Below are 25773 nucleotides of genomic sequence, written 5' to 3'. Positions count from 1 at the left end.
AACATAGCGTTAGGGACAGGAGAATCCATTGAATTTTCGCGCAATTATTATTACTGGATTAATTTTATTATCTGGCACTGTGGATGCGGCACGTATTAAAGATGTCGCTTCCGTTGCAGGCGTTCGTAGTAACCAACTTGTCGGTTATGGTTTAGTCGTTGGTTTGCCTGGTACTGGCGAGACAACGCCTTTCACCGATCAAAGCTTTAATGCCATGTTGCAAAATTTCGGCATTCAATTGCCGGTAGGTACAAAGCCAAAGATCAAAAACGTTGCCGCTGTTGCCGTTAATGCCACTTTGCCTCCTTTTACCAAACAAGGTCAAAGCATTGATGTTACCGTCTCTTCAATTGGTTCCGCCAAGAGTTTACGGGGGGGGACGTTATTGCAAACTTTCTTAAAAGGTTTAGATGGCAAGGTTTATGCAATAGCTCAAGGTACATTGGTGGTTGGTGGCTTTAGTGCAGAAGGGGCAGATGGCTCTAAAGTGATCGGTAATACGCCAACGGTAGGTCGAATCTCTAACGGTGCAATGGTTGAACAAGAAGTACCGAACCCATTTGGACGTGGTGATTACTTAACCTTTAACCTGCATGATTCAGATTTTACCACGGCGCAGCGTATGGCAGATTCTATTAATCAGTTTTTAGGGCCTCAAATGGCATCAGCTGTTGATGCAACATCAATAAAAGTGCGAGCACCACGCGATGTTAGCCAGCGAGTTGCGTTCCTATCAACAGTTGAAAACTTAGAGTTTGATCCGGCAGAAGGCTCCGCGAAAATTATCGTAAACTCACGTACTGGTACCATTGTTATTGGCCAGCATGTGAAGTTAAAACCTGCGGCAATCACCCATGGTGGTATGACAGTTTCCATTAAAGAAAATCCACAGGTGAGTCAACCCAATGCCTTTGCCGGTGGTGAAACAACCGTGGTGGAGAACAGTAATATCAACGTACAGCAATCTGATGCACGCATGTTTAAGTTTGAGCCCGGTGTGTCGTTAGATGAGCTTGTTCGAGCGGTGAATCAAGTGGGCGCCGCACCATCAGATCTAATGGCAATTTTACAAGCGCTGAAACAAGCGGGTGCCATTGAAGGGCAGTTAATCATCATTTAACCCTGATGATTTAACTAAAAAGTAATCAACAAGGATTATAATATGAAGCAAATTGATCCCGGTTTTGTCCATGATATTAGTAACCTAGACCGTCTACGTGCGGGTATTGGTGAAGATTCAAAGGGATCATTGCGTCAGGCGGCTAATCAGTTTGAGTCTATCTTTACTCAGATGCTATTTAAGTCAATGCGCGAAGCGAACGAAGCGTTTGAATCTGATTTAATGAGTAGCAATAACAGTAAGTTTTATCAGCAAATGCATGATGAGCAGATGTCATCTCAGCTAAGCACCACTGGAAGTTTAGGCTTGGCTGATATGATTGTTAAGCAATTGGGTGGCGAAGATAACGAACAAAAGCCGCATACTCCAACGACAGATTTATTCCCGAAAAAAGACAATACGGATCCATTGCAGATTCGCCCAATCGATAATAAATCCCAGCCATTAACACTACCGCAACGAGAAGATCAAAACAGTGTTGCGGCACAACAGGTATTAGAAAAATATAAGCAGCGATTACAAACCGCTGATGTTCAGCCGCCATTACGACAACCAGAACCTGATCGTTTTGAAACGCCACAAGCATTTGTTGATCATATGGCACCGTATGCAACGAAAGCGGCACGTGCGTTGGGCACCGATCCTGCAATGTTGATAGCGCAAGCGGCGTTAGAAACCGGTTGGGGTAAAAAAGTGATCAAAAATGCGGCAGGAACGAGTAACAACTTATTTAATATTAAAGCCGATCCACGTTGGAGTGGGCAAAAGGTTGCCACGCGTACATTGGAATATCATAACGGTGTTGCTGTACAAGAAAATGCGGCGTTTCGCTCTTATGGCTCTTATCAAGATAGCTTTCAAGATTTTGTGAAGTTCTTACAACAGAACCCACGTTATTCAACTGCGTTAAAACATAGTGGTGAGCCGAATCAATTTATTCGAGAAATACATAAAGCAGGGTATGCCACCGATCCTAATTACAGTAATAAAGTATTAGCAGTAATGAAAAAGGTGAAAACATTAATGTAAAAAGAAGGGATATATAAAAAAAGCGAATTAAAATAAAATATTTATATTCTATCAAATAATATTTGATGGAAGGTTTTTAGTATCTGAAATATAGGGTTATACAACAATGTCAATAATGTTCGATACCATTTTAATTAGATCGTTACTTTCAAATAAAGCATTTTCTACTTCTTTTTCAGGAACTTGCTTTTCTTCTGTTTTTTTATCGTCAAAATGATCATTAACGAGTGGCACAACAACTTCTTTTAATGCGTAACCAATTAATCCTGATACTAATAAGTTCATAATCATTATCCTTTATGTTTTATTTTAATTTGGGTTGAGCTTTTAAATTATAAACAAATAGCGATTTATTACCATCCTTAAATACTCAAAAATAATCGTTTAATTAAAAAAACTTTTATTATTTTTAATTGGTTCGATTTTTGCAAAGAAGCTATCGTAATGCACGCCTTATATGAATAAGCGTCATTAAGATTGATATAAAACATCACGTTGTTAATGAGTTAGGGAATTAATATGGCGTCGGATTTAATGCAGCTTGGTATCAGTGGTTTGCGTACATCGCAAAAGCAACTTGATGTAACCAGCCATAATATTAGTAACGTGCATACCGCAGGTTATAGCCGTCAGGTGGTCGATCAAAAAGCGGCCGATGCACAATGGAGCGGCGGTAACTATTACGGCAGTGGTGCGTACATTGATAGCGTTAATCGTGCTTATGATCAGTTTGCTGCCCGTGAATTAACACTCTCTACCACCCAGCTTGAAGCTTCAAATGTTCGTCAACAGCACATGATGATGCTGGATGATTTCACCTCAAAAAGTGCTGTTAACACCGTTAATAGCATGAATAATTTTTATAACTCGGTACGTTCATTGTCAGATCACCCTAACGATCTTGGCTCTCGTCAAACCGTGTTAGAGCATGCCGAACAAGCGGCAAGAAGTTTTAATAATTCTTATGAAACGTTAACCAATATTCGTCGAGATGTGAATGAGCAACTGGATGTAACACTTGAGCGTGTGAATGCATTAGGGCAAGAACTTGCCGCTATTAATACCAGTTTACAAGGCATGCCTGATGGCGATAAAAACCATGACTTGCTGGATAAACAACGAGGCTTAATTAATGAATTAGCCAAATATACCAAAGTGACAGTATTGGCGGATAAAGGCAGCCTTGCCGATAAAGTCATTATTGGTAGCGGTGATACCTTGGTTTCTGGCGTTGAATCATCACAATTAAAAATGGTTAATGGTGATCCTGATTTGGAAGACAAACAGATGGCATTAATTAATGGGAATCAAGCCAAAGCCATTAAAAGTGATCACATTGGCGGCGGATTAGGTGCCATGTTGTCGATCCGTGATGATGTAATAGATAAAAGCCTCGATGAAATGGGGCGAATGGCGATTGGCTTTTCAAAGCAAATAAACGATTTGCAGCAATCGGGTACCGATCTCTCAGGTGCGGTTGGAGGTGCTATTTTTTATGATGTTAACAACCCTAACTTAATGAAAGAGCGAGTATTAAAGCCATTAGGTAGCCAAACTGACATTGATGTCAAAATTGATGATGTAAATGCGTTAAAAACGGGAGAATACCAGCTTACAACTGAATTTGATGGTACTGATTATAGTTTTCGCTTAATCGATCCCGCTGGCAATGAGATGAAACAGTCAAACGGCAATCCACTTATATCTCCAACGGCGACAATGCCTTTATCAGTCAGTGTCGATGGTTTAACGTTAACCATGAATACTGTGATGGGCAATCCCCCTGCGGCAGGACAAAGTGAGACCGTCATCATTCAGCCGATGCGTCGTGGTGCGGCTAACATTAGCGTGGAGATGTCAGATCCTCGTGGCCTTGCAGGGAATAAAATATCCAGTATTGAAGCTAACCCAAATAACGTTGGAACAGCAGAGCTCAATAAAGCCGGCGGGTTAGTGCCTGACCAATTAGCGGGCACCTACAGAGTCGACATTATTAACAGCGCTGATTTAACAGCGACCAATAATGCAAGTAACACTGGTACAGCGACGCTGACGGCTATTCAAGCTGCTGGTGCCACAGTGGCACAAGGCACGTATACCCTTAGCTTAAATGGTGCGGGCGATAAACTTAGCATGGTAGATGCTGCAAATAATCCGATTAATTTAGTGGATGCTACGGGTGCTGTTGTTAACGAGCTAGACTATCCACTGACAACAACGGGCAATGTATTAACCATGGTTGCTAGCAATGGTGATCAAATCAGCGTAGCAAGTTTAACTTCAGGTGCAGCGATTGGTGATACGTTTACGTTAGCCATCACCGCTTCTGACAAGTTAACAGTAACGAATACTCAAACGAACACCCTAATGGATTTAAAAGATGATGCGGGTAATACCGTCCAATCACTGGCTTATCCATTAACTAACGTGAGTAAAGAAATTACCTTTGCAGGCCAAACAGCCCCGACATTGTCACTGACGGATAATGGTCAAGTTGGAGATAACTTCACGGTGACTTTAGGCAGGACTAATGCGGTAGGTGGCAACAGTAACTTCTTAGCAATGCAGCAAATTCAGCATGGCAAAACCATGAATGAGGGCAAATCGAGTGTGATTGATTTGTTTGAAGGGTTAGCAACAGACATTGGTATGTTAAAGAATAATGCGGATAAAACTGCAGAAGTCAATCAATTGGATTTTGATGCCGCGTCCGAGCGAGTATCGAACTTATCGGGTGTTAATCTTGATGAAGAAGCCGCTAATCTTATGAAGTTCCAGCAATCTTACATGGCATCATCTCGGATCATGTCAGTGGCTAAAGAAACCTTTGATACCTTAATGCGTACCGTGTAGTAGGAGTAAATCATGATTAACCGAGTTTCTACTGCTAGCCAGTATCAAAGTTTAACCTCGAATTTAATGCGTAAGCAGGGTGAACTAAATACCAGTAATGAACATTTAGCGACAGGTCGACGCGTATTAACAGCCGGTGACGATCCTGTTTCATCAGTAATGATTCAGAATTATCGTCAAGAGCAGACACTCATCACGCAATATCAAGATGCGATAACATTAGCGACCAACCGCATGAATGTGACGGAATCAACGTTAACGGGTGTAGAGAATAATCTTGATGTGACGAAACAAAAAGTCATTCGCATGATCAACGGTGCTATGGCTGCAGAAGATCGCAGTGCATTTAAAGATGAATTGCAGAGCCTTTATGATGAATTATTAGGGCTGGCAAATACACAAGATGAATCGGGTAACTATATTTTTGCAGGTACACAATCAGCCACCAAACCGTTTATGCAAAATGGGCAAACGCCGCCAACCATTGTTTATCAAGGGGATGATCAAGCGCGTCATAGCCAAATAGATAAAAACTTAGAGGTGAAGACCAGCTTAACGGGTAATGATGTCTTCATGGAGATACCCAACCCTTACGGTGATTACCGGCCTGACTTTTCTGGTTTACAACCAGACTCGCAGCTACATGTTTTAACGGCAACAAATAGCAATCCGAATGACAGCAACAATTACAGTGTTAAGTTTGTCGATAATGCTGGTGTAATGGAATATCAACTTTATCAAGGGGACCCAACAACGGGGGTACTATTAGATCAAAATACTTATGATCCTACAGTGGGGGTAAACTTTGATCTCGCAGCTGCTGGTGGTGCGGGGACGTTAGACTTTCAATTTGATGGTGAAATCAAACTGGGTGATAGTGTCGCGTTAACCCCGAGTAAAACCTTTAACGTTTTAGATTCTCTTAAAGATGCGATTAACAACGCAGAGCAGCCAACGTCATCAGCAGAAGGTAATGCCAATTTACAACGTGTTATTGATGATTTAAATGGCGCATTCATTCACATGAACCAGCAGCGCTCGCAGGTTGGTAGTGTGTTACAAACCCTTGATAGACAGGGCGAACAACACAAAGATTTTGAATTAACCTTGAATAAAGCACAAAGCGGCTTAGAAGATCTTGATTACAGCAAAGCGATCATTGATATGAATGAACAATCGATGGCACTGCAAGCATCACAGGCTGCGTTTAATAAGACAAAAGAACTCACATTATTTAATTATTTATAGCTATCTGTCATAGAATTAAGCGGCAATAAGTTGCCGCTTTTTTTTGTCTAACTTACTGTAAAAAAATAAAGTTAACCCTTGATAAGAAAAAAATAAAAAAAAACATTAAAGCATTTTCTCGCCGTGCCGTTAAAGAAATCACAACAGGAAATACTTAGTTAGCCCGGGAATCGCTGGGTATCAAATCAAGGAGCTACAATTATGGCTGTTACAGTTAATACTAACGTCTCTGCAATGACCGCCCAGCGTTACCTAAACGGTGCAAGCAACGGCGTTGCTAATAGCATGGAAAAACTTTCTTCTGGTCTTCGCATTAACTCTGCAAAAGATGATGCTGCAGGTCTTCAAATCTCAAACCGTTTAACCAGCCAAACAAACGGTCTAAACGTAGCAATGCGTAATGCCAACGACGGTATCTCAATGGCGCAAACCGCTGAAGGCGCGATGTCAGAAACAACAAACATGCTTCAACGTATGCGTGATTTGTCTCTTCAAGCAGCGAATGGCTCAAACTCAGCTGAAGACCGTGAAGCACTTCAAAAAGAAGTAAGTGCCTTACAAACAGAAATGACCCGTATTGCAGATACTACAACGTTTGGTGGTCAACAGTTATTAGATGGTACTTTCGGTACGAAATCCTTCCAAGTTGGCTCAAATGCGAATGAGACTATTGATGTTTCATTATCAAGTGTTGCTTCTGGCGATATTGGTCAACACCAGAAATCAGGTGCTGGTACTGTATTTGGCGCAGCAGCAGCAGCAGGCACAGCATACGGTTTAGCAACAGGCGCAAGTGATATAGTTTTATCAGGTCCAAATGGTGTTTCAGCTACTACTGATATTTCAACAATGGATGCTAAAGCAGCAGCTGATGCCTTGAGTGCATTGGGTACTGGTGTTGAAGCTAAGGCTACGGCTCGTGTTGAGTTGGATAATTTGACTGCTTCCGATACTGGTACACTGGAGATTGGTACAACAAGTTATGACTTAAGCTCTTATAATGGTGATATGTCTGAGCTTGCAAGTGATATCGGTAAAGATGGTTATAATGCTACTTATGATAAGTCTACAGGTAAATTGCAGATCGAAGCTGAAGATGTTGCAGGTATTAAAGCTGTAGGTCCTGCAGGCGGTACATTAACTATGGCGGCAGTTGATCCTTCAACGGGAGTTGCTGGTACAGCTGCTACTGTTAATGTTGGTGGTGCTGTAGTTAATTCTGAATTAACTTTTAGTTCTAGTGATAAGTTTACGGTAACTGGTACTGCTACAGCCATTACTACTGCAGCTGGTAACTCATCTTTAAGTACTGTTAAAGATATCGATATTACAAGTCAGAGTGGTGCTCAAGGCGCACTAGACGTTATTGACGCAGCTATTGCTGGGATTGACTCACAACGAGCAGATTTGGGTGCGGTACAAAACCGTTTTAACCACACGTTAAATAACCTTGCGAACATCAATGAAAACGTAAATGCATCAAACAGCCGTATTAAAGATGTCGATTTCGCAGCTGAAACCACTAACATGACGAAGAACCAAATTCTGCAACAAGCAAGTACTTCAATTCTTGCGCAAGCTAAGCAGATCCCACAAGCGGCACTTAGCCTACTGGGTTAATCATTCAAATGAAGCCCTGTATATTCAATACAGGGCTTTTTACTTACAGCGATATCGCTAAGGACTGGCTATGGCGATCAATCCGATAACTATCTTTTCATCGTCTTTAACCTCTAATCAGGATATGGAAGGCGATAAGAAAGTTCGTCACACTTCCCCTCAAGGTGTAGAGCAACAAACTGTTAGCTCTGAATCTTCCCTATCATCGATAAAGGCTGTTAATCCTATTGATTCCAGTGACATTGACGATCCCCTTAATTCATCTTTGCTAGAGCAAAAGTCGGAACAAGAGAGAATTAAGCAGATTGAAATGGCATTACAATCTGCCAATCGTTCGTTACGTTTCCATCAAGATGATGAGTCAGGTAAACCAATTGCCACCATAGTTGATAACAAAACGGGTGAAGTTATTCGCCAAGTTCCGGCACAAGAATTGCTAGATTTAAACAAAAATTTGGCCAAGTACGGTTTAGGCTCGTTAAGTCATAAAGTGTAAAAGGAAAACTCATGGGGTTAAGTGCAGGTGGTTTAGCTTCTGGCTTAGATGTGGCGGGCATGACGCAACAATTGGTTGCCGCCGAGCGTACGCCAAAAGAGCAACGCATTAAAGAGCAGCAACAAAAACTGGAAGTACAGTTAAGTGGCTACGGGCAAATTAAATCGGCGGTATCTGGTTTAGAAGATATGGTGAAAAAATTTGCTGAAGATAAAGTATTTGCAGGTCAATCAGCTAAATCATCTGAGAAAGATTTTGTCTCTGTTGAAGCATCAGATAAAGCAAAAAATGGTAGTTATACCGTTGAAGTGTTAGAAATTGCCAAATCTCATAAAGTGGTCACTAACAGTGCTTTTGATGCCGATCCTAAAGCACAACTGGGATCGGGCGATTTGGAAATTACCGTTGATGGTAAAACCATGTCTGTCACCATTGATCAAGATAAAAGCAGCTTAAAAGATGTACTGAATGCAATTAACAATTCTGCAGATAACCCTGGTGTAACGGCAACAGTTATTAATGATGCCAATGGTTCGAAAATTGTTTTTTCAAGCACTGATACCGGTGTTGCCAATGAAATTTCTATTGATGCTTCAGGGATGACGGGCGAGCTAGCCAAATTAAGCTTTGATCCTGCCAATCCAACAGCCAATGCCGATATGGTTGAGATGCAAAACGGTGTTGATGCCAAAATAAAAATTGATAACTTCACCGAGATCACTAGTAGTAGTAATAAAATCGAAGATGCCATTGAAGGTGTGACGCTTGATATTAAAAAACTCACAAATACTGACGATGTTAAGTTCGCAACGATTGATATCACCAACGACACTTCAACGGCAAAGTCTTCAATTGAAGACTTTGTTGAAAAGTACAATGAGTTTATCGATACCGCTGATAGTTTAAGTAAATACGATACAGAGTCTAAATCTAGTGGGCCATTAAACGGTGATAGTTTAACCCGTTCAATTATCAGTCAAATGCGAAATATGATGAATGCGGGTATCGAAGTTGATGGTAGAACTTATAGCTTAAGTGACTTTGGTATTACCACTGACCGTTATGGAAAAATCGAGATTGATGATGAAAAGTTAGATGAGTCTTTAAAAGATAATTTTAATGCATTTAATTCTTTCTTCCATACCGATGAAAAAGGCTTTCTTGATAAGGCTGAAGCTATTTTTAAAGGTTACACCAGTTCAACGGACGGCTCTCTAACCAATAAAGAGAAAAGTTTAAAAGAGCAGCAAGACAGATTAAACGATGATATGGATGATTTAAATGAGCGAATGAAAGCTTATGAAGAACGAACCTATCAACAGTTTACCGCGATGGATGCAGCTATTGGAAAAATGAATAATCAGCTGAATACCATGATGAGCCTAATGACATTTTAAAGTGAATGAAAAATGGAAAAATTAACTCAACTCGAACAGCAGATTGAACAGCTTTTGCAGCAGCAAGATTATCCTGATGATTTTCCTCAACAATTGGAAAATTTGGTTGCTCTGCGTCATCAAGAAGTAGAAAACATCTTAGGGCAACCTGATTTAACGCGTGTCGTGTTTGATGATGTGGTTGCACGAACGAAAGCATTAAAAAGCTTAATTCAAAAACACAAAGACATTATTGGCGAGCGATTAGTGCGTTCTAAAAAGAGCAAACAATCGTTATCACTGTATAGCAATATTCAACAAAACGGTTTATAGCCTTCTTGGTTTTGTTGATTTTGATTTCACTTATTAAATAAGGGATTACATCATGCGTGGTTCTCTTCAGGCATATAAAAAAGTTTCAGTAAACGCACAATTAGCCAGTGCTTCTCCTCACCGTATTATTCAAATGCTGTATGCAGGGGCGATTGAGCGTTTAATTCAAGGAAAAGCGGCAATGGAGCAAGGCGATGTTGCGGTTAAATGCGAGCGTTTAAGCAAAGCATTAGATATTGTACTAAGTCTGCGTGATTGCTTATCAATGGAAGACGGTGGTGATATTTCCAAGAACCTTGATGCCCTATATGAGTTTATGGCTGCAGAGATCAGCCGAGCAAATGCCGAAAACCAAACTAAGCCCATTGATGATGTGATTGGTATGCTACGTGAGATCAAATCAGCGTGGGATCAAATCCCAACTGAGTATCATCATTTAAGTGAAGCGAGTTAATTAATAAAGTTAAGTGTTAAAATGCATATAGGCAGGATAACACTATAAAAAATGGTAATAACTCTTCAAATATAGGATGAATAGCTGTAAATGCGCAATATTCGTCCTATTGTTTTATCTATCCTTGTATTGGTATCACACCTTTCCGTTATCAAATATTGCCTTCTCCTATGGTTTAATTACAATAGATACCAATAATATTGGCAGTGGTTCGCATTTCTATTAAATAAGCCAATAATTACATCATTTTATGAAGGCAGGCTATATCCATTCTATGCAAGGTTTAGCAAAGACACTCGTTATTGAGGACGATCAACAGCAACGTCATGATCTCAGTGTAATTCTGGGGTTTGTTGGTGAGCAGTGTGAAATTATCTCGTCACAGAGTATTGATGCATCATTATGGCAGCAGTCATGGGGCGCATGTTTACTGGGCAATATTGAAGTAAATAAACATTTATCTCATATCGTAGATGCATTAAAAATTCATGCCCATATTCCTGTTGTATCGCTTGGAAATCACCGTGCTCATCTTTCTGGTTTAGCGAATTATGTTGGCGATCTAGAGTTACCTTTGCATTATAACCAACTCGTTGATGCTTTCCGTCATTGCCAAGAATACATGGGTAAACGTGCTTACCAAGTTCCTCAGCTAGGGCGTAAAAATACCTTATTCCGTAGCATGGTTGGTAGTAGTGCCGCAATTAGTCAGATCCGTCACCTTATGGAGCAAGTGGCTGCTTGTGATGCCAGTGTGCTGATTTTAGGTGAATCTGGTACAGGCAAAGAAGTCGTGGCACGTAACGTTCATTATCACTCTGCGCGTGGTAAAGGTCCGTTTGTTCCTGTTAACTGTGGTGCTATTCCGCCAGATTTACTGGAAAGTGAATTGTTTGGTCATGAAAAAGGGGCATTTACTGGTGCGATTTCTGCACGTAAAGGCCGTTTTGAATTAGCTGAAGGTGGTACGTTATTTCTTGATGAAATCGGTGATATGCCGATGTCGATGCAAGTTAAGCTCCTACGCGTTTTGCAAGAACGAAGCTTTGAACGTGTTGGTGGTAGTCAAACCATTAAAACCAACGTACGTATTGTTGCAGCAACACACCGCGATTTAGACAAAATGATCCATGAGAATTTATTCCGTGAAGATTTGTACTATCGCCTTAATGTTTTTCCTATTGATATGCCCGCATTGCGTGAACGTATTGAGGATTTGCCTTTATTACTTCAAGAGTTGCTTACTCGAATGGAAGCTGAAGGTGCGAAACGCATTCACTTCACACCGCGTGCGATTAATTCATTAATGGAGCATAACTGGCCGGGTAACGTACGTGAACTTGCAAACCTTGTTGAGCGTTTATGTATACTGTACCCCGGTGAAATGGTCGATACTAATCATTTGCCGATTAAGTATCGCTACGGCCAACTTCCTGACTTTACGCCAGAAAGTTCTCAACCAAGTGTTGAGGAATTAGAGCAAGAAGCATTAGCAAGTATGTTTTCATCATATGAAGATGAGCAAACAGGTGTAAATAGCGAGCTTCCTCCTGAAGGGCTAAATTTAAAAGAAATGTTAGCTGATCTTGAAGTTGATATGATCAAGCAAGCGTTAGATGCTCAGTCAGGTGTTGTTGCAAGGGCGGCTGATATGCTTGGTATGCGACGCACTACGTTAGTAGAAAAAATGCGTAAATATGGTCTGAATAAAGAAGGCTTATAGAGCGTCATGAATTTATACAAAGCCGATGCCATTAATTTGACATCGGCTTTTTTATTCCTCATAGCAATCGAAATAGCAGGTTGTTAATACATCACTTTCAACAGAGCGGGCTAACAATCCCTTTCTTTTAATTTATTTTTAGCAATAACCTCTCAAAAAACTGCTGCCAATCTGTATTTTTTTAGCCAATTCCATAAAACTCTAATATATTGTCATTTTTTTGACATTGTTTTTTTGTCATGACTATTTTGTAATTGCATGATTTAAAAGAATAATACATGGCATGTAAATTGCTTTTTTATGAATTAGATTGGATTTTTTGTTATTAGGTTTCATGCATGGATGATAAAGCGGTTGTGATTGGGGCATTAGAACAACAAGTTGAACGTTATCAACAAGTGCTGGAAGTGATGCCTGTTGGTGTCATTTTACTCGATCCTAAAGGCATTATTTGTGAAACCAATAATGAAGCATTACGTTTGCTCGGCGAGCCCCTTGAAGGTGAACGTTGGGTAGATATTATCCAGCGCTGTTTTCAGCCTCAGGAAGATGATGGACACGAAATTTCACTGCGCTCTGGCGCTAAGGTAAAATTAGCTATTTCAGCCTCTTCGGCTGGACAGTTAATTGTCATTACAGACATGACAGAAACGCGCCGATTACAATCACGATTAAGTGAAATGCAGCGACTGTCATCATTAGGAAAAATGGTGGCATCCTTGGCGCATCAAGTCAGAACACCATTATCGAGTGCGATGTTATACGCCGCTAATTTATCTGCCCCTAACTTGCCAGTAACAACCCGTGAACGCTTCCAAAGTAAACTTGTCGATCGTCTTCAAGATCTTGAAAAACAAGTTAATGATATGCTGCTGTTCGCCAAAGGTGGTGATAATAAAGTGGTTAATTGTTTTTCATTAGAAAGTTTACTTAATAGTATGGAAAACATGGTTGAAGCCTTGGTGATGAGCCAAAATGTTGATTTTAGTATTGACTGTGATGATGAATCACTGGCTATTTTAGGCAATGAAAATGCACTGGCGAGCGCTATCAGTAACCTAATTACAAACGCTATCCAAATGTCAGGTAAAGGCTGTACTGTTGCTGTGTCTTGTTATGCCGTAGGTGACGAAATTTTGTTATCTGTCACTGATAATGGCCCCGGTATTGCGACAGAGCTCCAAAGCAAGGTCTTAGAGCCTTTCTTTACCACTCGAAAACAAGGTACAGGGTTGGGATTAGCCGTTGTTCAAATGGTGGCACTCGCGCATCGTGGCAAGTTGTCTTTAATATCAGAGTTAGGTAAAGGGGCATGCTTTACTTTAACCCTTCCCATTGCCTCACAGCAGAATATGCAATCACAGTTAGCCGCATCGTGAGCATTAAAGTGCCAGAGCTTACTCATGGAGAGAAGAGATGAATCAAACGAGAGTCTTAGTAGTCGAAGATGATGAAGGATTACGTGAAGCATTGGTTGATACGTTAGCGTTAGCTGGCTATCAATGGATTGAAGCGGAAAGCGCAGAGCATGCTTTAGTGATCATGAAGTCGGAAACGGTTGATATCGTTGTCTCTGATGTACAAATGGCAGGGATGGATGGATTAGCATTACTTCGCAGTATTAAATTAAATTGGCCTAAAATCCCAGTACTATTAATGACGGCTTACGCCAATATTGAAGATGCAGTCGCGGCAATGCGTGAAGGTGCGATTGATTATATGGCAAAACCCTTTGCCCCTGAAGTGCTGTTAAACATGGTCGGGCGTTATGCGCCGATAAAAAAACAAAGCAGTAAAACCGTTGTTGCTGATCCGAAAAGTATCAAGTTATTAGCACTTGCTGATAAGGTCGCAAAAACGGAGGCGAATGTGATGGTGCTAGGGCCGAGTGGCTCAGGAAAGGAAGTACTGTCTCGTTATATCCATGATAACTCCGAGCGTAAAGATGGGCCCTTTATTGCCATTAACTGCGCTGCCATTCCTGAAAATATGCTTGAAGCGACCTTATTTGGCTATGAAAAAGGTGCATTTACGGGGGCGATTCAAGCCTGTCCGGGTAAATTTGAGCAAGCGCAAGGTGGTACCTTATTGCTTGATGAAATCAGTGAAATGGATTTAGGCTTACAGGCAAAATTATTGCGTGTATTGCAAGAACGTGAAGTTGAACGTCTAGGTGGCCGCAAAAGCATTAAGTTAGATGTACGTATTCTTGCGACCAGTAACCGTGAACTTAAAACTTATGTGGCAGAAGGGCATTTTCGTGAAGATTTGTACTACCGACTTAATGTCTTCCCAATTGCTTGGCCTGCTTTAGCTGAACGTCAGGGCGATATTCTGCCTTTAGCGGCATTATTTGCAGAGCGACACAGTATCAAACAAGGAAATGTGGTACCAAGTATAAGCCAATCTGCACAAGATAAATTAGTGCAATACCCGTGGCCTGGGAATGTGCGAGAATTAGATAACGTTATTCAACGCGCGTTAATTCTTTGCGATAACAACCACATTCAACAGCAAGATATTTTATTAGAACATTTTGATTGGCTAGATACGGAAATGCCTCAAAGTGTGCCAGAGCCTGAACCTTGCGTTGTGGCTGCTCGTCCTAAACCGGCGGCAACGGGAGAAGGGCTGGGTAGTGAGTTACGTGAACAAGAGTTTAGTATTATTTTAGATACTTTAATCGCCTGTGAAGGCAGCCGTAAAGATGTGGCAGAGCAGTTAGGGATCAGTCCTCGAACTTTGCGCTATAAATTGGCGAAAATGCGTGATGCAGGTATTGAAATTCCTGCGTAGTGAGCGGTTAAAATAAATACATTGATAGAGAGAATCACGGAATGAAAGTAAACGGATTACAAGCAGAAATGCAAGCAATGAGACTGGATGCTCAAAATACCACTTCCCCTGCAACAGCCCAACAAGTGAGCTCTGATTTTGGCAATCTTTTGAGTGATGCATTGCAATCTGTGAATCAGATACAAGGGCAATCCAGTGAGTTAGCAACGCGTTTTGATCAAGGTGATCGTAGCGTTTCATTAGCAGATGTCATGATTGCAAGAAATAAGTCTAGTGTGGCGTTTGAAGCAACCGTACAAGTTCGCAATAAAATGGTACAAGCGTACAAAGAATTAATGAATATGCCGGTATAAGCCTGACTTTTTAAAGTATGGAAAGTAACACCGTTATTCTTGCAGTTTATGGGTAAAAGTCGTGGCAGAAGAAAACATTAATCAACCTTTGGCGGTATCGGGCAATGGCGCCGCTCCTGTATTACATGATGATATGGGCGCAGATCAAGGTGCTGATATTTCAGAGAAGAAAGCCTCTTCGACTGATAGTATTTTGGGTAACTTGGATTTATTACGTCAAGTTATTCTAGTGCTATCGGTGGCAATTTGTGTAGCGCTAATCGTGTTGGTAACAATGTGGATCAAAGAGCCTGAGATGCGCCCATTAGGTACTTATGATACCGAAGAATTAATTCCAATCCTCGATCACTTTGATCAAAAGAAAATTGAATATCAATTAGATGGCAATACGATCCGCGTTCCTGCTGATGAATACAGTGCGATCAAGTTAGATTTAACCCGTACTGGACTAAATGCCCAAACGGCAGAAGGCGATGATATTTTATTGCAAGACATGGGATTTGGTGTATCACAACGAATGGAAAGTGAGCGTTTAAAGCTCAGTCGTGAACGTCAATTAGCCCGTGCCATCGAACAAATTAGCCAAGTACGTAAAGCGCAGGTTTTATTGGCGACACCAAAACAAAGTGTGTTTGTTCGTCATAATCAAGAAGCGACGGCAACAGTCTTTTTAACCTTATCTTCTGGTGGTTCATTAGGCCAACAAGAAGTAGATTCCATTGTTGATATGGTGGCAACAGCGGTACCTGGGCTTCGTCCAACACGAGTCACGGTAACCGACCAACATGGCCGGTTATTGAGCTCTGGTACTGAAGACCCTAGTACAACAGCGAAACGTAAAGAATACGAATTAGAGCGTAAACAGGAACAAGCATTACGCGAAAAAATTGATGCTATCTTAATGCCTGTTTTAGGGCTGGGTAATTATACTTCTCAAGTTGATGTTGCAATGGACTTCTCGGCGTTAGAAGAAACCCGTAAGCGCTATGATCCATCAACGGCGGCAACGCGCAGTGAATTTACGCTGGAAGATATTAATGGTGGTAACCAAGTTGCAGGTATTCCTGGCGCATTAAGTAATCAGCCGCCTGTTGAATCGGCTATTCCTCAGAATGTGAAAGACATGCAGTCGGGTACAAACGGCAGTGATGGCTCGGTACATAGAGAATCTACCCGTAACTATGAATTAGATACCACGATTAGTCATAAGCGTGCACAAACGGGGGTTATTGACCGTCAAACGGTATCTGTTGCGGTGGATTATAAGACCATCACAGATCCTAAAACGGGGGATGTGACTCGCGTACCTGTTTCAGAAGCAGAAATTGCTAAAATTCGCCGCCTGCTAATGGGGGGGATTGGTTTTTCAGAAGCGCGAGGGGATTTACTTGAAGTGCTTTCCGTTCCTTTTGCGTTACCAGAATCTCAATTAGCTGCCGATCTCCCTATCTGGGAAAATCCGAACTTTAGTAGCTGGGTACGTTGGATTGCAGCGGCGCTCGTTATTATTGTGGTGATTATGGTATTAGTACGTCCAGCAATGCGTAAGCTGTTGTATCCAAACCAAGCACCAGATGGTACGCCATTAGACGAAAATGGTATGCCAGTTATGGCAAACTCAGCGGATGCTGTTGGGCTTATTGGCGCAGAATTGGATGGCGGTGAAGGGTTTGAATTGAGCTCTAGTAGCTTAGATTTACCAAATTTACATAAAGATGAAGATTTACTGAAAGCCGTTCGAGCATTGGTGGATAATGAACCTGATCTCGCAGCACAAGTGGTTAAAAGTTGGGTGAATGAAGATGGCTAATGATGTTGCTATAAGTGAAAATAAATTTGATCCAAATACGCTAAGTGGGACAGAAAAAGCCGCCATTTTACTGCTTAGCCTTAGTGAGCAAGATGCAGCCAGTATTATTCGTCACCTTGAACCTAAGCAGGTGCAACGTGTGGGTGGTGCGATGGCGAGTATGACAGATCTTAGCCAAGAGAAAGTCTCCGGTGTACACCGATTGTTTCTCGAAGATATTCAAAAATACACTAGCATTGGCATGGGTAGCGAAGATTTCGTACGTAACACATTAGTTGCTGCGTTAGGTGAAGATAAAGCGAATAACCTTGTTGATCAAATCCTGATGGGCAGTGGCTCTCGTGGCTTGGATTCGCTGAAATGGATGGATCCTCGTCAAGTAGCGAGCATTATTCTCAATGAGCACCCGCAGATCCAAACCATTGTTTTATCATACTTAGAGCCGGAACAATCTGCGGAAATCTTAGCGCAATTTCCTGAGCGTGTACGTTTAGATCTGATGATGCGTATTGCGAACTTAGAAGAAGTACAACCAGCGGCACTGCATGAATTGAACGATATCATGGAGAAACAGTTTGCAGGTCAAGCTGGTGCGCAAGCGGCTAAAATTGGCGGCTTGAAAGCTGCGGCTGAGATCATGAACTACCTCGATAATAATGTTGAAGGCTTGTTGATGGATCAGATCCGTGAAACGGATGAAGATACGGCGACCCAGATCCAAGACTTAATGTTTGTATTTGATAACCTAACAGAAGTCGATGATCGCGGTATTCAGACCTTGCTCCGTGATATACCGCAGGATCTCTTACAAAAAGCACTAAAAGGTGCGGATGATATGCTGCGTGATAAATTCTTCGCCAATATGTCCAAGCGTGCTTCTGAGATGCTACGTGAAGAATTAGAAGCGATGGGGCCGATTCGTGTTGCTGATGTAGAAGCGGCGCAAAAAGAAATTCTAACCATTGCTCGTCGTCTTTCTGATGCAGGTGAAATTATGCTGGGCGGCGGCGGTGGCGGTGCAGATGAGTACCTATAAAATTATCCCTATTGTTGAATTAGCAGGTGGTCGTCATGAGTGATGAACGTCGTCGCGGCTTTTTTCGAGTTTCAGACCACCAAGCACAAGAGTTAGAACGTTGGGCATACCCTGATTATTCAGAACAGCGTCAAGAACAAAGTGACAACGCTTTTAATTACCAGCCTCGTCCTGTTATTGAAGAATTCGAGCCTGAAGAAGAAGCGGGGCCTCCGCCATTAACGGCTGCTGATTTAGAAGCGATGCAGCAATCGGCGTATGACGAAGGAATAGAGCAAGGACGACAAGCTGGACACAGTGAAGGGTTTAAAACCGGTCACGCTGAAGGGCTTGAATCTGGTCTTGTTGAAGGCAAAGAGCAAGGTTTACAACAGGGGCTAGAGCAAGCCCAACAACAAATAACAGAACAAGTGAATCATTTGGCGTCAGTGGCTGAAAAGCTATTAGCGCCAATTACACAAGTTGATCGTGACGTTGAAGAGCAGGTGATGCAACTTGCTTTAGGTTTAGCGAAAGAGTTGATCCGAGTGGAAGTGAAAACGAACCCACAAGTGATTTTAAATACGATTCGTGAAGTGGTGGCGACGTTACCGGTTGCCAATCGTGATATTACGATGAATCTGCATCCTGAAGATGTAGCCTTAGTAAAACAAAATTTTAGTGATGATGACTTGTTAGAGCGAAAATGGAAACTTATTGCTGAGCCAAGTTTAAATCGTGGTGATCTGCAATTAAATAGCCATGATACTTCGGTTGATTATTTTATCGAAGATCGTATTCGTCACTCTTTAAGTAGCTTTGAAGCGGTTAATAGTAGTATTCGAGATCAATCTAAATGACAGCCTCACTAGCCGAACGGTTAAGTCAATATAAAACGGAAGGGACGGGGTGTAAGCCTGTTGCTTCTGGACGTTTAGTGCGAGTTGTTGGTTTAACACTTGAAGCAATAGGTTGCCGTGCTCCTGTTGGTAGCTTATGTAAAGTAGAAACATTAAATGGTGAACTTGAAGCTGAAGTGGTTGGCTTTTCAGGTGAAACCTTGTTTCTCATGCCGAGTGAACAGCTGCTTGGGGTGATGCCAGGCGCTAAAGTCACGCCAATTCTGCACAATAGTGGTCTACCCGTTGGTCCTGAATTATTAGGTCGGGTTATTGATGGGGTGGGTAATCCGCTCGATGGCTTAGGGCCTATTTTTACCGAGCATCGAGCTTCATTTAATGCCACTCCTATCAATCCTCTCGCCCGTAAACCAATCAAAGAGCCGCTCGATGTGGGTATTAAAGCGATCAATGGCTGTTTGACGGTAGGCAAAGGCCAGCGTATTGGTCTGTTTGCAGGCTCGGGTGTTGGTAAGTCTGTGACTTTAGGCATGATGACTCGTGGCACCAGTGCCCAGATTGTTGTGGTTGGCCTTATTGGTGAGCGTGGTCGTGAAGTTAAAGAGTTTATTGAAGAAAGCTTAGGGCCAGAAGGCCGTGCGCGATCTGTGGTGGTGGCGGCACCTGCTGATGCTTCACCATTAATGCGCTTAAAAGGTTGTCAAACCTCATTGACGATTGCTGAGTATTTCCGCGATCAGGGCTTTGATGTATTACTGCTGATGGATTCTCTGACCCGTTTTGCACAAGCACAACGTGAAATCGCATTGTCTGTTGGTGAGCCGCCAGCAACCAAAGGTTATCCACCTTCGGTATTTGCAAAGTTACCTGCGCTGGTGGAACGCGCGGGTAATGGTAATGAAAATCAAGGTTCTATAACGGCTTTCTTTACCGTTCTTAGTGAAGGTGATGACTTGCAAGATCCTATAGCAGATGCCTCTCGTGCGATTTTAGATGGTCACATTGTGTTATCTCGTGAGATGGCAGACGCTGGACATTATCCTGCGATCGATGTCGAACGTTCGGTGAGTCGTGTTATGCCTGCGATTGTGAGTGAAGAGCATATGTTGATGTCAAAAGCGGTACGTCAAATTCTTTCTATATGCCGTAAAAATCAAGATTTAGTCTCCATTGGTGCTTATAAACCCGGAACGGATAATACGATTGATCAAGCTTTTAGTTTTAAACCGAAATTAGACGCTTATCTGCAACAAGAAATGAAAGAGTCAGTGCCCTATGAGATGTGCGTCAATATGTTGCGCTCAACATTAGGTGGTTAATTGCAGGTGATCATGGATAAGGAAATTAAGTATGTCTAACGCGCTAGGATTAATCATCGAGCAAGCGAAAGAGCAAGAGCATCAAGCCAGTTTAGCGTTAAACCAAGCCCGTATTGAGCAACAAAATTACTTACAGCAATTAGCGCAGATTGAAAAATATCGATTGGATTATCTCAATCAGTTATCTGTTAGGGGCCAACAAGGTTTAACCGCAAGTCAATATAGTCATTTACAGAAATTCTTAACGCAACTGGATCAAACATTAGAAAAGCAAAAGCAAGCGGGAGGGTACTTTGAAGAACAAATTCAAAAGTGCTCCCAGCACTGGCAAGAAATGCAACAAAAAAGACGTTCGGTTGAATGGCTGGTGGAAAAACGCGAACGTGAGCATAAACAGTGGCTTGATAAGCAAGAGCAAAAAATGATGGATGAATTTGTTACGTTGCAATTTGCGCGAAGGTTACAACAATAACCTTATTGATGAGTAACTGGTTTAGTTTTTGCATTACTCCAGCTTATCTCTTTTTGTCGTCGGAAGATCAAATGGTTACGTTTTGTTTTCTCCACGCCCAGTACTAGGTTTGAATTGGCTATGAATCTATTAAATCCCTTATCAACACCGCACGTAAAAGCCACACCTGCGGGATCTTCAAATACTAAAACGGTAGAAACAAATGAAGGTGACAATGATGCTTCGTTTGATTCTCAGTTACAAGCAGCATCAACAGAGAAAACATCGGTAAGCGATTTAAAAATAGAACAAAAAACACAAAAATCGACAGATGTTGAAGCTGGTGAAGAAGCGAACAATAATGCTGTTATTGTCTCTGATGATTTAGTTATCGATACTGAATCTAACGCTGAGGTAGTCTCTAATGAGGTTGTTTCAGATGAGATGGTATCTGTTGTTGATAGTGGCGTTGTATCTATTGATGATAGTGAGGATATCACCAGTGTTGATAACGTTGATGATGGCGAAAGTATTGCTGATGTCGAAAAAATGATGTTTGAAGGTGCGGATTTCCTTCAACGTTTGAACCAATCAAATCAGCAGCTTAGTCAACAATCTTCAGGTGGGGGCAAAGCTTTGCCGCCACAGTCAGAGCAAATGCCATCATCAGATGCGTCTTTAGATGTGAAACCAGAGCTCTCTAGTGACAAATTTGTATTAGATAGCTCTGAAATCACTTCAATCAAGCAAAATGAGCTAACTGAAAAAGAGAAAGTACTACAAACGGATGTGAAACCGAGTGAGTTAAAACTGGGCTGGCACGCTGCAACCGCTGCAGTGAAAGCGGAAAAAAGTGATGAAGCGACACTGCTTTCTCAACCCACAATCGATCCTGAATTAAAATCAACACTATCTGGTGTAAAAGCTGAACATGGTATCGTGAATGCGTTTCTTTCTGGTGAAAAAAATTCTGAACTGATCGCAACCAATGGAATGATGGAAGCGGTTAGAAAAACATTGGTTGATGGTCAGGAACAAGAGCAAGACACTATCTCTTCACAACCATTATCGGCACTAATGAGTAACCAGCAAACCAATGCGATGAAAATGGACTTACAACATGCAAATACACAGGTTCAGTCGCCATTACTGCTGACAAAAGAGCAGGCGGGAGAGCAAGTTTCTGAGCGGATTAATATGATGATGGCTAAGAATTTAAAGCAAATTGATATCCGATTAGATCCGCCAGAGCTTGGCAAAATTCAAATCAAATTAGCCTTGAATCAAGATCAAGCTTCAGTGCAATTTACCGTTAATAATAGCCAAACACGGGATATGGTTGAACAAGCAATGCCAAGGCTACGTGAGATGATGCAGCAACAAGGCTTGCAGTTAGCGCAAGGCTCTGTGCAGCAAGACAGTTCAAATCAATTTGCGCAGCAGTTCTCACAGCAGCATTCAGGGGAGCAATCATCAGGTACTGCCCATGATGAATCTTTTGCAGGCACTAATGAGACTAATTCAGATAAACATCTTGATGCGATTGAGATGTTTGTAACAAACAATAAAGATCGGGTTGATTACTATGCGTAATTAACAATTGCTAATAATTTAATTAATGAAAATAAAGATAAAAAGGAATAAAAATGGCGATGGGCAAGAAAAAGCTGATGTTAATAAGTGCAGTAGCCGTCATTGTAATATTGGCGGCAGGCATTGGCTTTTGGTTGCTAAATGGCGATGACGCTAAAGAGTCGCCACAAGTGGCTGCAACGGTTCAAGAAAGTACAACGTCACCAGCATCTGTAATGTCTGCTTACTATGTTGTATTACCTCAGCCTTTTACTTTCAATGTTACGGGTGATACACGAGATAGAGTGGTTCAAATTAAAGTGCAATTAATGGTACGTGGCGATAAAAATGAAGCCTTGGCGAAACAGCACATACCGTTAATTGAAAGTACTCTTCTTCAAGCATTCGGGGTCGCAACCGTTGAGCAATTACGTAGCCCTAATGGCCGTGATCAGTTACGCCAACAAGCGCTTGAAGCTGTGAAAGCGGCAATGGTTAAAGTGGCTGGAACACCTGCAGTTGAGCGGGTTCTTTTTACTGGTTTTGTAATGCAGTAGGTTTACAGTGAGTGATTTATTAACCCAAGATGAAATTGATGCGCTACTTCATGGTGTCGATGAGCCAGAAGATGAACTTCATGATCACGAGGTCGCGAGTGATGTTGCTACCTTTGATTTTTCATCACAAGACCGCATTGTTCGTGGTCGAATGCCGACACTTGAGCTTATCAATGAGCGTTTTGCGCGCCATATGCGTATCAGCCTGTTTAATATGCTGCGTAAAACGGCGGAAGTGTCTATTAATGGCGTACAGATGATTAAATTTGGTGAGTACCAAAATACACTGTATGTACCAACAAGCTTAAATATGGTGCGCTTTCGTCCATTAAAAGGTACCGCGCTTATTACGATGGAAGCGCGTCTCGTCTTTATTCTGGTTGAAAACTTTTTTGGTGGCGATGGTCGCTTTCACGCCAAAATTGAAGGTCGTGAATTTACTCCTACCGAACGCCGTATTGTTCAAATGCTACTCAAACTTGTGTTTGAAGATTACCGTGAAGCATGGTCTCCGGTGATGGGGGTTGAGTTTGAATATTTAGACTCAGAAGTGAACCCGACCATGGCAAATATTGTGAGCCCAACAGAAGTGATAGTGGTGAGTTCATTTCATATTGAAGTTGATGGTGGCGGCGGTGACTTTCATGTCGTCATGCCATATTCGATGGTTGAACCAATCCGTGAATTACTCGATGCGGGTGTACAAAGTGACAAGATGGACACCGACGTGCGTTGGAGTAAAGCATTGCGTGATGAGATCATGGATGTACCCGTTAATCTTCGCGCCAAATTACTGGATGTGGATTTATCGTTACGTGATTTGATGGAGCTACAAGTTGGCGATGTGATCCCTATTGATATGCCTGAGCAAGCGACCATTTTTGTGGAAGATTTACCGACTTATCACGCCAAAATGGGTCGCTCTGGTGACAATGTAGCATTGAAAATTAGTGAGAAACTACAACGTCCCGATATGGTTAAAACGGATTTGGCGTTTCTCGACCGTGATGAGCTAGGCACAGCATTACTTAATATTAATCGCGATAGTAACGAATAAGAAAAGGACGATGACAATGTCAAATAATAATGACCAACAAATGGCAGATGATTGGGCTGCAGCATTAGCAGAGCAAATTGATGATGTGCAACCAGCACCACTAGAAGAGCTGACTGATGAAACGGTACCGATCACCGATGATGAACGTCGTAAGCTTGATACTATTATGGATATTCCGGTTACCATTTCGATGGAAGTCGGACGTACGCAAATCAGTATTCGTAACCTACTGCAATTAAACCAAGGTTCAGTGGTTGAGCTTGATCGTATTGCGGGTGAATCATTAGATGTGATGGTTAATGGAACCCTTATTGCACATGGTGAAGTGGTTGTGGTCAATGACAAATTTGGTATTCGTTTGACTGATGTGATCAGCCAAACTGAGCGTATTAAAAAGTTACGTTAAGGCTGGCCATGAAAAGGATTATAGGCCAGATAGTTACAGTATTATCGCTATTATTTTTCACACTGTCCTGTTTCGCACAAACAGCGGTTGAGAAAACGATTGAAAAAGCGCCGCCGCCATTAAGACAAGCACCTGACTTAAATATCGCAACCACTCTGGCTTCTTTACTGCTTGTGATTGCGATTATTGTTTTCTTAGCTTGGTTATTAAAACGTATGCGGGTGGCTGGGATCAGTGGTAATGATTCGGGTTTAAAAGTAATTACACAGCTGGCAGTCGGGCAACGAGAAAGAGTCGTGCTATTGCAAGTCGGTGAAGAGCAAATGTTGGTGGGTATTACTCAACATAATATTTCTTTGCTGAGTAAATTGGATAAGCCTTTAAACATGGACGAATCGCCAAGCAGAGATTTCGCTTCTCAGCTTAGCAAGCTAATGAAAAATAATGTTAAAAAATAAATTCACCCTTATCACTTGGATGGCTTTTCTTGCTATCTCTGTGTTGTTATCGTCAATCAATATAGCGCATGCGGTTGAAGCGAACGTGGCTAATAGTACGACGGCGACAGCAATGAGTGCAGAAACAACCTCAGGTCATATGCAAGCAGCCCGTAATGGTGGGGGAATACCGGCATTATCGGTGACAGTAAACCCTGATGGTAGTGAAGATTATTCTGTCACCCTGCAAATTTTAGCGTTAATGACCGCGTTGGGCTTTTTGCCTGCGATGGTTATTTTAATGACCTCTTTCACCCGTATCGTGGTGGTAATGTCGATCCTGCGTCAAGCCATGGGTTTACAGCAAACACCTTCTAACCAAGTGATTATCGGCATAGCGCTGTTCTTAACGTTTTTTGTGATGTCTCCGGTGATTGATAAGATCAATGCAGATGCCGTTCAGCCTTATATTAATGAGCAAATCACGGCGAAAGAAGCGTTGGCAAAAGCGGAAGAACCGATGCGCCAATTTATGCTAAAACAAACCCGGGTAAAAGATTTAGAAACGTTTGTGAATATGTCTGGCTCAACGGCTGATGATCCGCAGACGGTGCCGTTAACGGTATTGATCCCTGCGTTTATTACTTCAGAGCTAAAAACGGCGTTTCAAATCGGCTTTATGCTGTTTTTACCATTTTTGATTATTGATTTGGTCGTTGCATCGATCTTAATGGCGATGGGTATGATGATGCTTTCACCTATGATTGTATCGTTACCGTTTAAATTAATGTTGTTTGTTTTAGTTGATGGTTGGAACCTGATCTTATCCACACTGGCAGGTAGTTTTGGCACCTAATGTGAATAAACATCGGATAAAAAGGATGCTTT

The 25773-nt window shown here is 41.8% G+C and carries 25 protein-coding genes; 24 read left to right on the top strand and 1 reads right to left on the bottom strand.

Going from position 1 to position 25773, the window contains the following annotated elements:
- The first annotated feature begins 28 nt into the window (after positions 1-28).
- Both C9J45_RS02110 and flgJ read left to right on the top strand, forming a co-directional pair.
- Positions 29-1120, top strand: coding sequence for a flagellar basal body P-ring protein FlgI (locus C9J45_RS02110; RefSeq protein ID WP_006646763.1), 1092 nt, complete (start codon positions 29-31; stop codon positions 1118-1120).
- A 42-nt stretch (positions 1121-1162) separates the two neighbouring features.
- Positions 1163-2149, top strand: a complete 987-nt coding sequence (gene flgJ / locus C9J45_RS02105; protein WP_107205482.1) for a flagellar assembly peptidoglycan hydrolase FlgJ — start codon at positions 1163-1165, stop codon at positions 2147-2149.
- Between the two features lie 96 nt (positions 2150-2245).
- Here the strand turns inward: flgJ and C9J45_RS02100 are convergent, their stop codons facing one another.
- Positions 2246-2434 (bottom strand): flagellar hook protein, encoded by a 189-nt coding sequence (locus C9J45_RS02100; protein ID WP_107205483.1) that lies wholly within the window; start codon positions 2432-2434, stop codon positions 2246-2248.
- Between the two features lie 234 nt (positions 2435-2668).
- Here C9J45_RS02100 and flgK point away from each other — a divergent pair, with 234 nt between their 5' ends.
- The 22 genes from flgK to fliP all read left to right on the top strand — a co-directional run bounded on the left by flgK (position 2669) and on the right by fliP (position 25741).
- Positions 2669-5002 (top strand): flagellar hook-associated protein FlgK, encoded by a 2334-nt coding sequence (gene flgK, locus C9J45_RS02095; RefSeq protein ID WP_107245634.1) that lies wholly within the window; start codon positions 2669-2671, stop codon positions 5000-5002.
- 12 nt (positions 5003-5014) lie between these two features.
- On the top strand, positions 5015-6250 hold the full coding sequence (flgL, locus tag C9J45_RS02090) for a flagellar hook-associated protein FlgL (protein WP_107292092.1): 1236 nt from the start codon (positions 5015-5017) through the stop codon (positions 6248-6250).
- A gap of 201 nt (positions 6251-6451) precedes the next feature.
- Complete coding sequence (locus tag C9J45_RS02085) at positions 6452-7870, top strand: flagellin (protein ID WP_107205486.1); 1419 nt, start codon at positions 6452-6454, stop codon at positions 7868-7870.
- A 70-nt stretch (positions 7871-7940) separates the two neighbouring features.
- A complete protein-coding gene (locus tag C9J45_RS02080) occupies positions 7941-8366 on the top strand; it encodes a flagellar protein FlaG (RefSeq protein ID WP_107205487.1) in 426 nt (141 codons plus the stop codon).
- Between the two features lie 11 nt (positions 8367-8377).
- Positions 8378-9763 (top strand): flagellar filament capping protein FliD, encoded by a 1386-nt coding sequence (gene fliD / locus C9J45_RS02075; protein WP_107205488.1) that lies wholly within the window; start codon positions 8378-8380, stop codon positions 9761-9763.
- Between the two features lie 12 nt (positions 9764-9775).
- The gene (locus C9J45_RS02070; RefSeq protein WP_107205489.1) at positions 9776-10075 is read left to right on the top strand and encodes a flagellar biosynthesis protein FliS; all 300 of its coding nucleotides are present in this window, start codon (positions 9776-9778) and stop codon (positions 10073-10075) included.
- A 52-nt stretch (positions 10076-10127) separates the two neighbouring features.
- The gene (gene fliS / locus C9J45_RS02065; RefSeq protein WP_107292091.1) at positions 10128-10529 is read left to right on the top strand and encodes a flagellar export chaperone FliS; all 402 of its coding nucleotides are present in this window, start codon (positions 10128-10130) and stop codon (positions 10527-10529) included.
- Positions 10530-10803: 274 nt separating this feature from the next.
- Positions 10804-12252, top strand: coding sequence for a sigma-54 dependent transcriptional regulator (locus C9J45_RS02060; RefSeq protein WP_107259332.1), 1449 nt, complete (start codon positions 10804-10806; stop codon positions 12250-12252).
- 338 nt (positions 12253-12590) lie between these two features.
- A complete protein-coding gene (locus C9J45_RS02055; protein ID WP_107205492.1) occupies positions 12591-13631 on the top strand; it encodes a PAS domain-containing sensor histidine kinase in 1041 nt (346 codons plus the stop codon).
- A 37-nt stretch (positions 13632-13668) separates the two neighbouring features.
- Positions 13669-15048 (top strand): sigma-54 dependent transcriptional regulator, encoded by a 1380-nt coding sequence (locus tag C9J45_RS02050; protein WP_107292090.1) that lies wholly within the window; start codon positions 13669-13671, stop codon positions 15046-15048.
- Between the two features lie 41 nt (positions 15049-15089).
- Positions 15090-15401 carry a flagellar hook-basal body complex protein FliE gene (gene fliE, locus C9J45_RS02045; protein ID WP_107205494.1) on the top strand — a complete coding sequence of 104 codons (312 nt, stop codon included), beginning with the start codon at positions 15090-15092 and terminating at the stop codon, positions 15399-15401.
- A gap of 61 nt (positions 15402-15462) precedes the next feature.
- Entirely contained in the window at positions 15463-17211 is a 1749-nt protein-coding gene (gene fliF / locus C9J45_RS02040; RefSeq protein ID WP_107205495.1) for a flagellar basal-body MS-ring/collar protein FliF, read from the top strand.
- Positions 17204-18247, top strand: coding sequence for a flagellar motor switch protein FliG (gene fliG, locus C9J45_RS02035; protein WP_107205920.1), 1044 nt, complete (start codon positions 17204-17206; stop codon positions 18245-18247). Before fliF ends, fliG begins: the two co-directional genes overlap by 8 nt.
- Before the next feature lie 35 nt (positions 18248-18282).
- On the top strand, positions 18283-19086 hold the full coding sequence (gene fliH, locus C9J45_RS02030) for a flagellar assembly protein FliH (RefSeq protein ID WP_107245628.1): 804 nt from the start codon (positions 18283-18285) through the stop codon (positions 19084-19086).
- Positions 19083-20405, top strand: coding sequence for a flagellar protein export ATPase FliI (gene fliI / locus C9J45_RS02025; RefSeq protein WP_005370306.1), 1323 nt, complete (start codon positions 19083-19085; stop codon positions 20403-20405). The genes fliH and fliI overlap by 4 nt, the downstream gene beginning before the upstream one ends.
- Positions 20406-20436: 31 nt before the next feature.
- On the top strand, positions 20437-20877 hold the full coding sequence (fliJ, locus tag C9J45_RS02020) for a flagellar export protein FliJ (protein ID WP_045148062.1): 441 nt from the start codon (positions 20437-20439) through the stop codon (positions 20875-20877).
- 120 nt (positions 20878-20997) lie between these two features.
- Complete coding sequence (locus C9J45_RS02015) at positions 20998-22449, top strand: flagellar hook-length control protein FliK (RefSeq protein WP_107292089.1); 1452 nt, start codon at positions 20998-21000, stop codon at positions 22447-22449.
- Positions 22450-22502: 53 nt separating this feature from the next.
- A complete protein-coding gene (gene fliL / locus C9J45_RS02010; protein WP_107205498.1) occupies positions 22503-22985 on the top strand; it encodes a flagellar basal body-associated protein FliL in 483 nt (160 codons plus the stop codon).
- Between the two features lie 7 nt (positions 22986-22992).
- On the top strand, positions 22993-24042 hold the full coding sequence (gene fliM / locus C9J45_RS02005) for a flagellar motor switch protein FliM (RefSeq protein WP_107205499.1): 1050 nt from the start codon (positions 22993-22995) through the stop codon (positions 24040-24042).
- A 16-nt stretch (positions 24043-24058) separates the two neighbouring features.
- On the top strand, positions 24059-24448 hold the full coding sequence (gene fliN / locus C9J45_RS02000; RefSeq protein WP_107205500.1) for a flagellar motor switch protein FliN: 390 nt from the start codon (positions 24059-24061) through the stop codon (positions 24446-24448).
- 8 nt (positions 24449-24456) lie between these two features.
- On the top strand, positions 24457-24906 hold the full coding sequence (fliO, locus tag C9J45_RS01995) for a flagellar biosynthetic protein FliO (protein WP_107205501.1): 450 nt from the start codon (positions 24457-24459) through the stop codon (positions 24904-24906).
- The gene (gene fliP, locus C9J45_RS01990) at positions 24893-25741 is read left to right on the top strand and encodes a flagellar type III secretion system pore protein FliP (RefSeq protein ID WP_107292088.1); all 849 of its coding nucleotides are present in this window, start codon (positions 24893-24895) and stop codon (positions 25739-25741) included. The genes fliO and fliP overlap by 14 nt, the downstream gene beginning before the upstream one ends.
- Positions 25742-25773 lie beyond the last annotated feature (32 nt).

The sequence above is a fragment of the Photobacterium sp. GB-1 genome (genome assembly GCF_003026165.1).
GTDB lineage: Bacteria > Pseudomonadota > Gammaproteobacteria > Enterobacterales > Vibrionaceae > Photobacterium.
The sequence above is the reverse complement of the archived record's forward strand: the minus strand, read 5'-3'. Positions and strand labels throughout refer to the sequence as shown.